This window comes from Rhodococcus sp. 06-462-5 (assembly GCF_002258315.1).
GTDB lineage: Bacteria > Actinomycetota > Actinomycetes > Mycobacteriales > Mycobacteriaceae > Rhodococcoides.
Genome location: NZ_NOYD01000005.1, coordinates 379302 through 393693, shown reverse-complemented (window position 1 = coordinate 393693; position 14392 = coordinate 379302). Strand labels below are relative to the sequence as shown.

Genomic DNA, 14392 nt, shown 5'->3' with positions numbered 1-14392 from the left:
TGGTGGTGCCGGAGCCGGCGCGGCCTCCGGTGACGCGGTGACCGCACCGATGCAGGGCACCGTGGTCAAGGTCGCCGTCGACGAAGGCCAGAGCGTCGAAGCCGGGGACCTCATCGCCGTCCTGGAAGCGATGAAAATGGAAAACCCCGTCAACGCCCACAAAGCAGGCACCATCACCGGCCTGACCGTGAGCGCAGGCGACGCCATCACTCAAGGCACCGTCCTCGCAGAGATCAAGTAGGGGAGTGTCCGATGACTGCCCTCGCTGAATCGTTCGACGGTGGTACCTCTCCAGTGCACTCCACCGAGCTCGAAATCGTGTCCACGGTGCTACGCATGGCGTCGGCCGCGCGGGTTCGTCTGGCGGAGGCACTGGACGCGCAGGGGCTGAGCTGGGCGAGGTACGAGGTGCTTGAACTGGTGTCCAGGCGAGGGCCGATGTCTTACAGTGCGCTCTCGCGGGAGTTGGTGCGGCACCGGACGAGTATCACCGCCACGACGGCCAGCCTCGTCGAGTCGGGGCTGCTGGTGCGGAGCGTCAATCCGCGAAATCGGCAGCAGTACATGGTCGAGGCCACCGACTCGGGGCATCGTGCGGTCACTCGGGCCGAGCGTGCGCTCGAACGCGCTCGGTCGAGGATGGCGGTCGATGCCGATTCTGCTCGGACGCTCGAGGTGTTGCGCGGCATCGAGAAGCAGTGGAACGGTCGGCGCTGACCGGCGGGTGACAACGCCGGGCCTTCGGCTCTGAATGCAAGTACCCCTGGGCTGATACCCCCAGGGGTACTTGCATACCCCCTTGGGTATGTGCGATGGTGGGAACGTTCGATCGATCCGGGGTGCCGTCTGCCCTGTTCGATACCCCCACCCGTATAGGAGCACAATGTCGCTGCGTGATGCCGAAGTTCTTCGTCCACCGGATGATCGGCCTGTGGCCGAGCCGGGCCTACTCGGCCGCGCGGGCGGCTCGATGGTGACCCACCGACGTTGGGTGTTCGGTGTGTGGCTCATCGCGCTCGTCGGCCTCGGTTCGTTTGCGCCCTCGGTGTTCTCGTCCCTCGCCGGAGCGGGATGGCAGGCGAACGGATCCGAATCCGTTCAGGTTCGAGAATTGGCCCAGCAGCACTTCGGCGGTAATTCCTCCGCCGCGGTGCAGGTGGTCGTCCACTCCGACGCGGAACCCATCACCGATCCCGCTGTTCAGAACGTGATTGCCGACGTGTCCGATGTGTTCGCCGGAGACAACAGGTTCGGGGACGTCGTTGCGCCGCAACCGGGGATGACGATCAGCCCGGACGGCCGAACCGGCATCGTCATCGCCGGGGCGAACGGCACGACCGACGAGATGGTCGAAGCCGTCGACGATGTGAAGGAGCGGTTGACCGCGCTCTCGACCGACGGAATCGAGGTGTACCCCACCGGTTCGTCGGCCCTGTGGTCGGACTTCAACAAGGCGAACCACGACGCGATGATCCAAGCCGAATTGTTCTCGTGGCCGGTCACATTGGCGATCATGGTGCTTGCGTTCGGATCACTCGTCGCCGCCGGATTGCCGCTGCTGCTCACCGTTGCAGGACTCGTCGCATCCGCTGGTGGTCTCGTTCTGCTCAACGGAGTCACGCCGATCTCTGTGTGGGCCATGAACTTCGCGATGATGTTCGCGCTCGCGCTGGGAATCGACTACGCGCTGTTCATCGTCGCTCGATTCCGCGACGCGTTGCGTAACGCAGACCCTCGGGCGGCAGTGGCCGAGACCATGGACACCGCAGGCAAAGCCGTCGTGTTGTCCGGGCTGACGGTGCTGGTGAGTCTGTCCGCCGTGCTGCTCGTCCCCGCGCCTGCGGTGCGCACCATGGCTGTCGGAATCATGCTGGCCGTCGCCTTCGTGTTGCTGGCGACCATGACGCTGCTGCCTGCGGCGTTGGGTGCGCTCGGCTCCAAGGTCAATGCCGCCTCGTTGCCGTACGCCGAGCGGCAGGAGCATCGATCCCCGAAGTTCGCGGCCTGGGGCGAGTTGTTGCACAAGCACCCGTGGCCGTTCGCCGTGGTCTCCATGGGAATTCTGATCGCCCTGGCGCTTCCGGTGCTCGGATTGAAGGTGGCGATGCCGTCGATTGCGGTTGTGCCGGAGGACGCACCGGTGCGCCAGGGCTACGAGCTAGTACAGGCCCAGTTCGGGCCGGGTGCACCGGGAGCGCTGCAGATCGTGGTTCCCGACGCCGATGCTCTCGGCACCGCGACCGCCGCGGCCGGGGTGGACGGGATCTCGATGGTGACGCCGCCGCAGAGTGCGGCTGACGGTTCGGGATTTGCTCTGCTGCAAGCAATTCCGTCGGTGGATCCGTCCGACGAATCGATGGGTGCCATTGTCGCCGATCTGCGATCCACGCTGCCCGATTCGGCACTCGTCGGCGGAGCGCCCGCGGAGAACCTGGACCTTCAGCAGGCTCTGAACGACTACCTGCCGATCGTCGTCGGGATCATCCTGGTCCTCGGGTTCGTGCTGCTTCTGGTCGCGCTGCAGGCTCCGCTGATCGCGCTGCTCGGCACTCTGGTGAGCCTGCTGTCCACGGCGGCGGCCTTCGGAGTCGCCCAGTTGGTCTTCCAGGAAGGCCACGGCGCGTCACTGCTCGGTTTCACCCCGCAGGGATTCCTGGACGGCTGGGGCCCGGTGTTCTTCTTCGCGATGATCTTCGCCATCGCCATGGACTACACGGTGTTCCTGCTGGCCACCGCCAAGGAGCACTACGAGCGCACCGGTGATTCCAAGGTCGCCCAGGTCGACGGCTTGGCTCACTCGGGGCGAGTCATCTTTGCTGCCGCGGCGGTGATGGTGGCAGTGTTCTTCACATTCGCACTGTCGGATCCGTTGCCCCCGAAGGAGATGGGCATCATCCTCGGCGTTGCGGTACTGCTCGACGCGTTCCTCGTTCGACTTGTGCTGCTTCCGGTCCTGCTACGGCTGACCGGACACGGTGCGTGGTGGTCGCCGGCATGGTTACGCGCGGTGCTGCCCTCCATTCGCTTTTCGCACTGACACAACAATTCTCCGAGGAGTCACCATGAACATCGCATTGTCCACCACGCTGACCGACACCGATTTCGACACTGCGATCGACAGCACCAGAAAGGCGTTGTCGGAGCAAGGATTCGGAGTTCTCACCGAAATCGACATGCAGGCCACCCTGAAAGCCAAGCTCGGCGAGGACATGGAGCGTTACGTGATTCTCGGGGCATGCAACCCGGGACTTGCTCATCGCGCCGTCGGAGTGATGAAGCAGATCGGTCTGCTGTTGCCGTGCAACGTGGTGGTCCGCGAGAACACGGCAGTAGCGGGATCCGTCGTCGTCGAGGCGATGAATCCGGCCATCATGGTCGAGGTCACGGGTGAGCCCGAGTTGGGTGCGGTCGCCTCCGAGGCCACCGAGAAACTGCAGGCGGCGATCGCGGCACTGGGCGGTACCGGATCCGATCCCGCTTGATGCCCCCGGGGGTACCATCGGGTTCACCACCACAACCATCGAGGGGATCGACATGATCGGCGACGAAGACAGCATCGCACTGGTATTGAACCGGCTCAAGCGTGCGCACGGTCAGCTTGCCGGCGTGATCGGGATGATCGAGAACGGACGCGATTGCAAGGACGTGGTCACCCAGCTCGCTGCTGTCTCCAGAGCGCTGGACAAGGCCGGATTCAAGATCGTGGCAACCGGCCTGCGTGAATGCATGACGGGTGAGAGTGCGGGCGAGAAGGAGCCGATGACCGAGGCCGAACTGGAGAAGCTGTTCCTGGCACTGGCCTGATCCCGTCCCGAATCCGACCAAGGGGTGTAGGGAGAGCGAACAGTGGGGGTCGCGATTGCTCGGTGACGGCGCTGTTGTGCGATGTTCAGGTCGACATTCGGCGAATTCGGTTGCATACTTGACTTTGTCCAGAAAAGCGGAGGATAGTATTGCTGTGATGCCGATCTCACCGTACGCGGAGCTGTTACGCACCGCCGACATGCGCGTGACCCGTCCCAGGGTCGCAGTGCTCGAGGTCGTCGGATCCAATCCTCATGCAGACACCGACACGATCCTCGGACTCGTGCGATCGGTGCTGCCCGAGGTGTCGCGGCAAACCGTGTACGACGTGCTCAATGCGTTGACCGCGGCGCGCCTGGTGCGGCGAATCGAACCGGCAGGATCTCCTGCTCGGTACGAATCTCGTGTCGGCGACAATCACCACCACGCGGTGTGCCGCTCCTGCGGCGTCATCGCCGACGTGGACTGCGCGGTCGGCGAAACGCCGTGTCTCACCGCATCGGACTCCGTCGGTTTCACGATCGACGAGGCGGAAGTCATCTACTGGGGCTTCTGCGCACAGTGTTCGACTGCTCGAGGGCAGTCGACAGCTCCTGTTTCGTTCCCTCCCGGTTCACGGACACAGCACAGTTCGTGACCGACCTCGATCACAGCCCGATCGTCACACCTTGGAAGGAAGCACGTGTCAGAAGATCACACAACACGCGAAAAAGAGATGAACGAGGATCAGCCACAGGAGTCGGGTGGCAAGTGTCCCGTCATGCACGACTCGATGCCGATGCCCGTCGAGGGCGGTAGCAACCGCGAGTGGTGGCCCAAGGCTCTGAACCTCAAGATTCTCAAGAAGAATCCGGCCGTCGGCGACCCGATGGGTGCCGATTACGACTATGCCGCCGAGTTCAACTCCCTCGATCTCGCCGAGGTCAAGCGCGACATCGAAGCCCTCATGACCAACTCGCAGCCCTGGTGGCCTGCCGACTTCGGTCACTACGGCCCCTTCTTCATCCGCATGGCGTGGCACGCCGCGGGCACCTACCGCAAGCAGGACGGACGCGGCGGCGCCGGAGCGGGCATGCAGCGCTTCGCCCCTCTGAACAGCTGGCCGGACAACGCCAGCCTTGACAAGGCTCGCCGGCTGATCTGGCCGATCAAGCAGAAGTACGGCCGCAAGCTCTCCTGGGCCGACCTCATCGTGCTCACCGGCAACGTCGCCATCGAATCGATGGGTCTGCCCACCTACGGTTTCGCCGGCGGACGCGTCGACGCCTGGGAGCCGGACGAGGACGTCTACTGGGGCCCGGAGCAGACCTGGCTGGGCGACGAGCGCTACGACGGTGATCGTACGAGCCTCGAGAACCCGCTTGCCGCAGTGCAAATGGGTCTGATCTACGTCAACCCCGAGGGCCCCAACGGCAACCCGGACCCCGTGCAGTCCGCGCTGGACATCCGCGAGACCTTCGGCCGGATGGCCATGAACGACATCGAGACCGCGGCACTGGCCGTCGGTGGGCACACGTTCGGCAAGACGCACGGTGCAGCTGATCCCGACGAGCACATCGGTGCCGAGCCCGAGGGTGCACCCATCGAGCAGATGGGCCTCGGCTGGAAGAACAGCTACCAGAGCGGTGTCGGTGCGGACGCGATCACCAGTGGCCTCGAGGTCATCTGGACGCCAACCCCCACCCAGTGGGACAACAGCTTCCTCGAGACGCTGTACGGATTCGAGTGGGAGCTCTACAAGAGCCCCGCAGGCGCGCACCAGTGGCGTCCGAAGAACGGTGAGGGCGCAGATCTCGTTCCCGACCCCGCCGATCCCACCAAGCGTCGCCACCCGTCGATGCTGACCTCCGACATCGCGATGCGTGTCGACCCGATCTACGAGCAGATCACCCGTCGCTGGCTCGACCACCCCGAGGAGCTCGCAGAAGAGTTCCAGAAGGCCTGGTTCAAGCTCACCCACCGCGATATGGGACCCGTCTCGCGCTACCTCGGCCCCGAGGTTCCCTCGGAGACCCTGCTCTGGCAGGACCCGATCCCGGCCGTCGATCACGAGCTGATCGGTGAAGCACAGATCGCCGAGCTCAAGCAGACGATCCTCGACTCCGAACTGACTCAGGATCAGCTGATTTCGGCTGCGTGGGCCGCGGCGTCGTCGTTCCGCGTCAGCGACAAGCGCGGCGGTGCCAACGGTGGCCGTCTGCGTCTGCAGCCGCAGGCAGGCTGGGAGGTCAACGAACCCGATGAGCTCGCACAGGTCATCCGCGTGCTCGAAGGCATCCAGCAGTCGTTCTCCGGAACGGTCTCGTTCGCCGACCTCGTCGTCCTCGGTGGCGTTGCTGCACTGGAGAAGGCGGCCGGAGTCAGCGTTCCGTTCACCCCGGGCCGCATGGATGCGACGCAGGAGCAGACGGACGTCGATTCGTTCTCCGACCTCGAGCCCAAGGCGGACGGTTTCCGTAACTTCCTGGGCAAGGGTCAGAAGCTTCCGGCTGAGTACTCCCTGGTCGACCGCGCAAATCTGTTGTCGCTCAGTGCACCCGAGATGACCGTGCTCGTCGGCGGACTGCGTGTGCTCGGAGCCAACTTCGGAAAGTCGTCGCACGGCGTCCTGACCGACAAGGTCGGAACGCTCACCAACGACTTCTTCGTCAACCTCCTCGACATGGGCACCGAATGGGTCCCCGCCGCGGAGGACGGCATCTACGAGGCCAAGGATGCGGCGACCGGTGAGACGAAGTGGACCGGAACCCGCAACGACCTGGTGTTCGGATCGAACTCCGAATTGCGCGCTCTCGCTGAGGTTTACGCCTGCGACGACGCCAAGGACAAGTTCGTTGCGGACTTCGTCGCTGCCTGGGACAAGGTCATGATGCTCGATCGGTTCGAGCTGGCCTGATCTTCTCTACCGAACTCGAAGTTATGGATGGAAACCGTGCTCGATCCATCCATAGCTTCGAGTTCGTCGTTATCGGTCCGTTATCTTTCGTTGCCAATTCGTGTCCTCGGCCCCCGGCTCGCTGCAATGTGCGAGCGGCAAGCTCGGGGCATGACACACGACGAGGGGGCGGCAGGAGCCGTCGACCACAACATGGACGAATCACGCAAGGGAGCATCCGGCTTCGGGTCGTTCCTCGAGATGTTCCAGGATGCCTCCACCGACAAGTCCGACATCGAGCGCTGAATCGTCAGCGAGTCCCGATCGTATTGGTGACCGAACCGATTCGTTCGATGCTCAGTTCGACGCGATCGCCCGGAGCTATCCAGCGTTCGAGTTCGAGGCCGCATCCGCGGGGAAGCGTGCCGGAGGTCAACAACTCACCGGGGTAGACGCTTTCGCCGCGACTGGCGTACGCGAGAGATTCTCCGACCGAGTACCGCATGCCTGCGGTGCCGGTCGTCGACCACAGTTCGTCGTTGACCGTGACGGTGGCCGTCAACGAATCCAGATACGGTGCCACCTCGTCGGCGGTGACGATATCGGCTCCCATGGAGCTGGCGAAGGTCTTGGTCTTGACCACCGGGCCGAACGGGGTGCGGCGCTGTTCCTCCCACTGGGTATCGCGGGCGCTGATGTCGTCGAACACCACGAACCCGCCGATCGCAGCGGCGGCCTCTCGCTCGGACACATCGCGAACGGGCCTGGTCACCACGGCTCCGAACTCGAGCTCGAAATCCAGTGCCCGGCTGTAGGACGGCCACTCGACCGGAGCTTCGTCGGCGACGACGGTGAGGTGATTGCCCGTGTAGTAGACCGGATGGTCGTCGAATCCCGGCCCTGGACGGAGTGCAGGGAACGTCGACCGTGTGACCGCTTCGAACCCGCGGATGAAGGGGACCGCTTTCGGGAGGTTGCGGCGAACCAGGTTGTGCGCAGCCAGATCCCAGTGCGCCTCCCAGCCCAGGAAGCACCGAAGCGACGCCGGCACCACCGGCAGCGTCGGTGCCGGTCGGTCCACCACCGCGACTCCCTCGGACACCGCGCGCTGCACCACGGCCGACGCCGAGTCGCGTGCGCGTTCGCCGGCATCGAGAAACCCGAGCACGGTGCGGGTGAGTGGGCGCAGAGCCTCGTCGGCACCCAGCGTCGACACTGCGGCATCGAGATCGACCCAGGCACCGGATTCGGGTGCGTACACGGCCAGACGATCTGTCGAGTCGGCAGCGATCAGGCGTCGCAATCGCACGTCAGGTAATCCGATCTTTGCGGGAGGGGGCCCTACAACGGTTGAGGAACCAGGAGTGTAAGCGGCAGTACGGCCGTGATGTCAAGGCCTGTTCGTCGAGGACTAGCGTGGACACATGAGATCGCCTGTTCCCGAATACCTCGCGTCCGTGTTGGAGGACTGCCGAGCGTTCGACGGCGGGACCGTGACCGAGGGTAACCCGGTGGTGGCCTCGGCGGATCCCGACACGTTCGCGGTCGCCCTCGCCACCGTCGGGGGATCGCTGCACGGAGCGGGCGATACCGACACCGAATTCTCGATCCAATCGATAGCCAAAGCGGTCGCGTACGCGCTCGCCATCGAGGACAACGGCATCGAGGCGGTGCTCGAGGCCGTCGACGTCGAACCGTCGGGCGATTCGTTCAACGAGATATCGCTGGAAGCGGAGACCGGAAGACCACGGAACCCGTTGATCAATGCCGGTGCGCTGGCGGTGCATTCGATGATTCGAGGCCACGGGAGCGAAGAGCGGGCGGGGCGAATGGCGGACCTTCTGAGCGCGATGGCCGGCCGCGAACTCTCCGTCGACCGTCAGGTGTACGAGGCCGAACTGGAATCCGACGACCGGAACACCGCGATCGCGCACCTACTGAAGTCGGTCGGCCACCTCGGAGCCGAACCGGCCGATGTCGTCGACGGCTATGCGCGTCAGTGCGCGGTGACCGTGACCTGTAACGACCTGGCCCGGATCGCCGCGGTGATGGCGAACGGCGGCAAAGATCCTCGGACGGGTGAACAGGTACTCGACTCGGCGATCGATCGCCACGTACTGGCGGTCATGGCGACCTGTGGAATGTACGACGGCAGTGGCAGCTGGCTCGCGACCGTGGGCATACCCGCCAAGAGCGGGGTGGCCGGCGCGATCATCGGTGTGTTGCCGGGTCAAGTGGGCATTGCCGTCGTCTCACCCAGACTGAACGAGCACGGCAACAGTGTGCGCGGGGTGGCGGTGTTCGAGAGACTCTCGCGCGATCTGGGCCTGCACATGATGCACGTCGCGCCCAGCGGTGAATCGGCCATCCGCAGCGTGACCGAGGCGGACGGCGTGACGACCGTGGAGCTACAGGGCGATCTTCGGTTCGCAGGTGCAGAGGCGGTCACGTCTCGGTTGGTCGACGGTTTCGGCGAAAGTACTTGTACAAAGGTTGATTTCAGTGAGGTACGTGCCATCGACGGCGCGGCTCGACGGCTCCTGCGCGATGCGTTTCGCGCCCTGGAAGGCGACGGACATGGGGTCGTCGCTCACGACCCTGACAGGTTCATGGAGTCGCCCGACCGGTCAGAGTCGGCCGGCGAGAATCATGTTCCAGTAGGACAGCGGTAGGCCGTATCGGTCGAAGGCCCAGGCGGAGCGCCTCGGCTTCAGCGAATCGACGAACGACGGCAACGACGGCGTCAGGGTCCCGGTGCGGTCGAACTCGGCGGCGATCAAGCTGTGTGCGCCGACGGCGATGGGGGCAACGGTGTAGCCGTCGTACTCCGACAACGGTTTACCGCTTCGCGCTGCGATCAGATTGTCGACGAGAATCGAGATCTGCTTGCGCAGTGCGCCACCCGAGGAGTCGGTGTCGATTGCTGCGCCGTCACCCGCGGCCCAGACCTCCGGATACACCCGGTGGCGCAGAGTTCGAGCGTCGATGTCGACGACACCGTGCGGCACAGACCCGGTCAGGTTCGATTCCTCCAGCCACGTCGGACCGCGGAACGGCGGTACGAGGTGCAGCATGTCGTAGCCGATGCGCTCGTCGACACCGTCGTGGTCCGTGACGGTGATGTGTCCGCTCTCCGGATGCAGAGCCGTCACCGCGGTGCGGGGGAGGATGCGCACGCCGAGCTCGCGTAGTCGGCCGACGACGATGGCGTCGAGCTCGCGCACACCCAACAGTCGATGACGATCGACCACCAGCGTGATGTCGATGTCCGGCATACGGCCGGTACGGGTCCAGTGGTCTGCGGCTAGAAACAACGGCTTGAGTGTGGTGCCGGTGCACCCGACCGGCGGGCGCGGCACGGTGAACACCGCACTGCTGCCGGCAGGCAGATCGCGTACCAGTTGCCAGGTGCGTTCGGCTCGGTCGAGGTAGTTGCTGGCGACAGCGGGGGATCGGAGTGCAGCCCACACCCCGGGCAGCGCGTCGGTGTCGACGACGAGACCCTGACCGAGCACCAGATCGCGGTAGCCGTATTCCGTACCCGACGCACATCGCACCAGGCGATTCACCGGGTCGATCGCTGTCGCCGAGTCTTCCAGCCAGACGCATCCGGTCGGAATCACCGAACGCTGCGTGCGCTCCGCCTCGGTCAGCGCTGCCTGACCCGAGCCCACGTACGACAGCAGAGGACGATAGGTGTGCACCTGCTTGGGCTCGATGACCGCGACGTCGGAGATGCCCTTCTTCAGCAGTCGCGCAGCCGCGCTGATGCCTGCATTGCCTCCGCCGACGACCAGCACGTCGTAGGTCGTGTCAGGGGTGAGCACTGACAACACCTCTCGCGAATCGGCGGGTGCCCTTGCCGTCGCCGAACGGATCATCGAGTGTCTGCTGTCGGTGCCACCACGGACTCGGTCGTCGACCGACGGACCTCGACTCGCTCCGGTACGAGACCGATGACGGACCGCTGCAGATCTGGTGAAAGCACCACTGCCAGTTGCTGATTCCACCGTCCCAGCCGGATCGCGGTGGCGTCGAGCACGGAGCGGACACCTGCGGCGACGCCTGTCACCGACGACAGGTCGAGGATCAACGCTCGCCCGCGCTCGGCGACCTCACCGAGCGTTTCGGCCAGAACGGGAACGTCCGAGTCACCGATCGTGCCGATCACTCGTACGACGATGTCGGCACCTGCGCTCTCGTCGACCGACAGTGTCATCTCGGTGTCGAGGCTGTGCGAGTCGGTCAGCGACGGAATCACTTCCGCGAGCGGGGACGTAATGGACGGTACGACGATCATGAACACACTCCTGAGCAGTCGAACTCCTCGCCCGGCGCACGGGGGAGTCGACAGTCGACATACGGGGATCGCGGGCTACTCCTCAACCACGCTTCACACGACTACCCGGGGTGGGGTGTTCGTAAGCCTCGAAACGGCAACGGGTTTGACTGCGGGCTCGACGGGAATACGAGGACGATCGCTACACCGTGGGAGGCACGCCGATGACGACAGCCGAATCCGATCACGTTCGAACCCTGACCTCGGTGCACGCCGATCCGGGAGTGTACGAACCACAGGAGGATTCGCTTCTGCTGTGCGACATCGCCGCAACGACGGGCATCGTTCCCGGCGCGCGAGTACTGGACATGTGCACCGGCAGTGGTGCCGTGGCCATCACTGCTGCGCTGCTGGGCGCGCGTGAGGTGGTGGCGTTCGACATCTCGCCCCGCGCAGTCGACTGTGCCCAGCGCAACGCGCGCTCGGTAGGGGTCGAGGTGGACGTCCGGATGGGATCGCTGGCCGAGGCCGCCGAGCTGGAATCGTTCGATGTGGTGCTCTGCAATCCTCCCTACGTCCCGTCCGAGGTCGTGCCGACCGGAATGGGGCTGTACCGTGCCTGGGACGCAGGCGAGGACGGCCGGATGGTGCTCGATCCGCTCTGCCGAGCCGCTGCGTCCTTGCTGGCTCCGGGCGGGGTGTTGCTCGTCGTCCACTCGGAGTTCTCCGGACCCCGACGCACCGTGAACATGCTCGCCGACAGCGGACTGTCGGTGACCGAGGTCAGCCGCCGCACCATCGATTTCGGGCCCGTGATGCACCGCCGCGCGCAGTGGCTCGAAGCGCGTGGAGTACTGGCTCCGGGCCGTCGAACAGAGGAGTTGGTGGTTGTCCGTGGCGACAAGCGATGACTCGGCAGCTGTGCGCACCACGGTGAGGATCGTCCGCGGTGGACCGATGCTGATCGATGGACCGGTGAACATCGAACTCGACGACGGCACGCGCGTGGAATCGGATCGCTTCGTCGTCGCGGTGTGCACGTGTCGGCGTAGCAAGAACTATCCACTGTGCGACACGAGCCATCGGGCGAAGATGCGAGCCCCTCAGTCCAGCGAGGACTGACCGGCCGACCATCGCCCCATCACGTGGTCGGCGAGTTCGTTCTCGACGAAATCCAGCGCACGCATTCCGAACACCACATCTGCCTCCAGTTCGGGCTCGTGGCGCAGAAGACTTCCGACCACGTCGTGACGTAGCACCTGCTCGTGTACGGCGTCGGCCTCGACGTGCTCGGCGTAGAACGCGATGCATGCCGCGGGGGCGTCGAGCCGCCGCAGTCCCTGAACGTAGCGCTGAGAGCCGGGCGACGAGGTGATCTCGGTTGCCGCGAGGTGGCCTACGGTTGCACCGCGCAGCCCTCGGTGCAATCCGAACAGCGACATGAGATTCACCCAGGCCAGTGTCTGCGCCGGGACGCGATCGACGTAGCCGAGGTACGACGCATCGAGGTTCGCGGCCACCATCGATTTTGCCCACAGATGCTGGTGCAGGCGATCGCCCTTGCCGCCGCCGTACTCGTCGAATTCGACTGCCACGTACGACGCTTTGGTCTGACCCGTCAATCGGGGAATGGCCCAGGCATGCGGATCGGCTTCCTTGAGGTGATAAACGGATCGGTGCACGAAGTACTCGCACATCTGCTCCCATGTCCCCTCGTCGCGCAGGAACCACGACGGTCCGGATCCCGAGGTCGCCTCGACGGACAGCGCGTCCATCTCGGCAACCGCGTCGGTGCCGGGTTCCACGTTCTCGCGAATGTACGCCAGAAACGCGGACTCGAGCGCTGCTCGTAGTCGGAGGAGTTCGGGGTCCCACTCCCAGGCGTCGGAGACACCCTCGAACCCGCGGTAGTGCAGTTCGTAACAGATCAGAAGCGACAGTTGCACGTCTCTTGACGTGGGATCGACATCGGTCGGCGTCGGCACGATCGTGGTCCCGTCGGGCTCACCTGCGGCCAGGCACCGAGTGACGGCCTCGGAAATCGGCCCACAGGGTGTGGGCAGTGCGGGAGAGCGAGCGGTGGACGGGTCGACTGAGTACAACGCGGTCATAGTGGTGGCTACCCGTTGCCGGCCGGTACCAACCACTGACGGCCTGTGTGTTTGTGACCTGTCACAACAGGCAATGCGCAGTGCACGACGTCGAACCTCGGAGTCGTTCCATCGGAAGGACCCCACATGCGCGCAGTGACCTGGCAAGGCAAGAGGAAAGTCAGCGTGGACACCGTTCCCGATCCGCGGATAGAACTGCCCACGGACGCGATCGTGAAGATCACGACCACCAACATTTGCGGTTCGGACCTGCATCTGTACGAAACACTCGGTGCCTTCATGGACGAAGGTGACATCCTCGGCCACGAGCCGATGGGCATCGTCGAGGAAGTCGGCTCGCAGACAGGCGATCTGGCAGTCGGAGACCGAGTGGTCATTCCGTTCCAGATCTCCTGCGGACACTGCTACATGTGCAATTCGAGCCTGTACACCCAGTGCGAGACGACACAGGTTCGCGAACAGGGAATGGGCGCAGCACTGTTCGGCTTCTCCAAGCTCTACGGTCAGGTTCCCGGTGGTCAGGCCGAGTACCTGCGCGTCCCGCAGGCACAGTTCACACACATCAAAGTGCCGGAGGGACCGCCGGATTCGCGATTCGTCTACCTCTCCGACGTACTGCCCACCGCCTGGCAGTCGGTCGAGTACGCGGCCATTCCCGACGGGGGATCGGTGACCGTTCTCGGCCTCGGGCCCATCGGAGACATGGCAGCGCGCATCGCACAGCACAAGGGCGCGCGAGTGATCGCCGTCGACCTCGTTCCCGAGCGACTCGCCCGCGCCGCGGCACGGGGAATCGAGACGGTGAACCTGGCCGAGCACAGCGGTGGCGTCGGCGACGTCATCCGCGAGATGACCGATGGCCGGGGCACGGACTCGGTCATCGATGCGGTGGGCATGGAGGCGCACGGATCCCCGGTCGGCAAACTCGCCCAGCAGATCGTTGGAATGCTCCCGGACGCCGTCGCCGCTCCGATGATGCAGAAGGCCGGTGTCGATCGACTCGGCGCGCTGTACTCGGCAATCGACATCGTCCGCCGCGGTGGCACCATCTCGATCATCGGGGTGTACGGCGGCATGGCCGATCCGCTGCCGCTGATGACGATGTTCGACAAGCAGATTCAGCTCCGCATGGGGCAGGCGAACATCAAGAAGTGGGTCGACGACATCATGCCGTTGCTCGGAGACGACGATCCTCTCGGCGTCGACTCGTTCGCCACGCACGAACTGTCGCTCGAGGAGGCTCCGCATGCATACGAGATCTTCCAGAAGAAGCAGGATGGTGCCATCAAGGTGTTGCTGAAGCCGTAGCGAACTGCTTCGAAT

16 protein-coding genes are annotated in these 14392 nt (G+C 64.7%); 12 read left to right on the top strand and 4 right to left on the bottom strand.

What is annotated here, in order from left to right; genetic code table 11:
• The 8 genes from CH251_RS04010 to CH251_RS27765 all read left to right on the top strand — a co-directional run.
• On the top strand, positions 1-241 hold a 241-nt coding region (locus CH251_RS04010; protein ID WP_143537927.1), incomplete at its 5' end, for a biotin/lipoyl-containing protein.
• 11 nt (positions 242-252) lie between these two features.
• Entirely contained in the window at positions 253-717 is a 465-nt protein-coding gene (locus CH251_RS04005) for a MarR family transcriptional regulator (RefSeq protein WP_094611914.1), read from the top strand.
• 166 nt (positions 718-883) lie between these two features.
• The gene (locus CH251_RS04000; RefSeq protein WP_256978788.1) at positions 884-3037 is read left to right on the top strand and encodes an MMPL family transporter; all 2154 of its coding nucleotides are present in this window, start codon (positions 884-886) and stop codon (positions 3035-3037) included.
• A 25-nt stretch (positions 3038-3062) separates the two neighbouring features.
• Positions 3063-3482, top strand: a complete 420-nt coding sequence (locus CH251_RS03995) for a DUF302 domain-containing protein (RefSeq protein WP_094611913.1) — start codon at positions 3063-3065, stop codon at positions 3480-3482.
• Positions 3483-3534: 52 nt separating this feature from the next.
• Positions 3535-3804, top strand: coding sequence for a metal-sensitive transcriptional regulator (locus tag CH251_RS03990; protein ID WP_032397635.1), 270 nt, complete (start codon positions 3535-3537; stop codon positions 3802-3804).
• A gap of 157 nt (positions 3805-3961) precedes the next feature.
• Positions 3962-4441, top strand: a complete 480-nt coding sequence (locus CH251_RS03985; RefSeq protein ID WP_094611912.1) for a Fur family transcriptional regulator — start codon at positions 3962-3964, stop codon at positions 4439-4441.
• A gap of 78 nt (positions 4442-4519) precedes the next feature.
• Positions 4520-6700: a catalase/peroxidase HPI gene (gene katG, locus CH251_RS03980; protein WP_256978794.1), complete on the top strand. Its 2181-nt coding sequence runs from the start codon at positions 4520-4522 to the stop codon at positions 6698-6700.
• A 150-nt stretch (positions 6701-6850) separates the two neighbouring features.
• Positions 6851-6985 (top strand): hypothetical protein, encoded by a 135-nt coding sequence (locus CH251_RS27765; RefSeq protein ID WP_254923937.1) that lies wholly within the window; start codon positions 6851-6853, stop codon positions 6983-6985.
• Positions 6986-6989: 4 nt separating this feature from the next.
• Here CH251_RS27765 and CH251_RS03975 read toward each other — a convergent pair whose 3' ends face one another.
• Positions 6990-7988 (bottom strand): fumarylacetoacetate hydrolase family protein, encoded by a 999-nt coding sequence (locus CH251_RS03975; RefSeq protein WP_179273642.1) that lies wholly within the window; start codon positions 7986-7988, stop codon positions 6990-6992.
• Positions 7989-8103: 115 nt separating this feature from the next.
• On the opposite strand from CH251_RS03975, the gene glsA reads away from it, so the two are divergent.
• Complete coding sequence (gene glsA / locus CH251_RS03970) at positions 8104-9351, top strand: glutaminase A (RefSeq protein ID WP_094611909.1); 1248 nt, start codon at positions 8104-8106, stop codon at positions 9349-9351.
• Here glsA and CH251_RS03965 read toward each other — a convergent pair.
• The gene (locus CH251_RS03965) at positions 9307-10512 is read right to left on the bottom strand and encodes an NAD(P)/FAD-dependent oxidoreductase (RefSeq protein WP_373454913.1); all 1206 of its coding nucleotides are present in this window, start codon (positions 10510-10512) and stop codon (positions 9307-9309) included. The genes glsA and CH251_RS03965 overlap by 45 nt on opposite strands.
• A gap of 44 nt (positions 10513-10556) precedes the next feature.
• On the bottom strand, positions 10557-10979 hold the full coding sequence (locus CH251_RS03960; RefSeq protein WP_143537928.1) for a hypothetical protein: 423 nt from the start codon (positions 10977-10979) through the stop codon (positions 10557-10559).
• Positions 10980-11182: 203 nt separating this feature from the next.
• Here CH251_RS03960 and CH251_RS03955 point away from each other — a divergent pair, with 203 nt between their 5' ends.
• Positions 11183-11869 carry a HemK2/MTQ2 family protein methyltransferase gene (locus tag CH251_RS03955; protein ID WP_094611954.1) on the top strand — a complete coding sequence of 229 codons (687 nt, stop codon included), beginning with the start codon at positions 11183-11185 and terminating at the stop codon, positions 11867-11869.
• Between the two features lie 46 nt (positions 11870-11915).
• Positions 11916-12080: a CDGSH iron-sulfur domain-containing protein gene (locus tag CH251_RS03950; RefSeq protein ID WP_094611955.1), complete on the top strand. Its 165-nt coding sequence runs from the start codon at positions 11916-11918 to the stop codon at positions 12078-12080.
• Here CH251_RS03950 and CH251_RS03945 read toward each other — a convergent pair.
• A complete protein-coding gene (locus CH251_RS03945) occupies positions 12062-13069 on the bottom strand; it encodes an iron-containing redox enzyme family protein (protein WP_094611906.1) in 1008 nt (335 codons plus the stop codon). The two genes, CH251_RS03950 and CH251_RS03945, sit on opposite strands and share 19 nt — an antisense overlap.
• Positions 13070-13195: 126 nt before the next feature.
• Between CH251_RS03945 and CH251_RS03940 the strand changes: the two genes are divergently transcribed.
• Positions 13196-14377: a zinc-dependent alcohol dehydrogenase gene (locus CH251_RS03940; RefSeq protein WP_094611905.1), complete on the top strand. Its 1182-nt coding sequence runs from the start codon at positions 13196-13198 to the stop codon at positions 14375-14377.
• Positions 14378-14392: the final 15 nt, after the last annotated feature.

Excerpts from the sequence above, each read along its gene's own strand:
- CH251_RS04005 (WP_094611914.1), top strand. The coding sequence starts at position 253 with ATGACTGCCCTCGCTGAATCGTTCGACGGTGGTACCTCTCCAGTGCAC.
- CH251_RS04000 (WP_256978788.1), top strand. The coding sequence starts at position 884 with ATGTCGCTGCGTGATGCCGAAGTTCTTCGTCCACCGGATGATCGGCCT.
- CH251_RS03995 (WP_094611913.1), top strand. The coding sequence starts at position 3,063 with ATGAACATCGCATTGTCCACCACGCTGACCGACACCGATTTCGACACT.
- CH251_RS03990 (WP_032397635.1), top strand. The coding sequence starts at position 3,535 with ATGATCGGCGACGAAGACAGCATCGCACTGGTATTGAACCGGCTCAAG.
- CH251_RS03985 (WP_094611912.1), top strand. The coding sequence starts at position 3,962 with ATGCCGATCTCACCGTACGCGGAGCTGTTACGCACCGCCGACATGCGC.
- katG (WP_256978794.1), top strand. The coding sequence starts at position 4,520 with ATGAACGAGGATCAGCCACAGGAGTCGGGTGGCAAGTGTCCCGTCATG.
- CH251_RS27765 (WP_254923937.1), top strand. The coding sequence starts at position 6,851 with ATGACACACGACGAGGGGGCGGCAGGAGCCGTCGACCACAACATGGAC.
- glsA (WP_094611909.1), top strand. The coding sequence starts at position 8,104 with ATGAGATCGCCTGTTCCCGAATACCTCGCGTCCGTGTTGGAGGACTGC.
- CH251_RS03960 (WP_143537928.1), bottom strand. The coding sequence starts at position 10,979 with ATGATCGTCGTACCGTCCATTACGTCCCCGCTCGCGGAAGTGATTCCG.
- CH251_RS03955 (WP_094611954.1), top strand. The coding sequence starts at position 11,183 with ATGACGACAGCCGAATCCGATCACGTTCGAACCCTGACCTCGGTGCAC.
- CH251_RS03950 (WP_094611955.1), top strand. The coding sequence starts at position 11,916 with ATGCTGATCGATGGACCGGTGAACATCGAACTCGACGACGGCACGCGC.
- CH251_RS03945 (WP_094611906.1), bottom strand. The coding sequence starts at position 13,069 with ATGACCGCGTTGTACTCAGTCGACCCGTCCACCGCTCGCTCTCCCGCA.
- CH251_RS03940 (WP_094611905.1), top strand. The coding sequence starts at position 13,196 with ATGCGCGCAGTGACCTGGCAAGGCAAGAGGAAAGTCAGCGTGGACACC.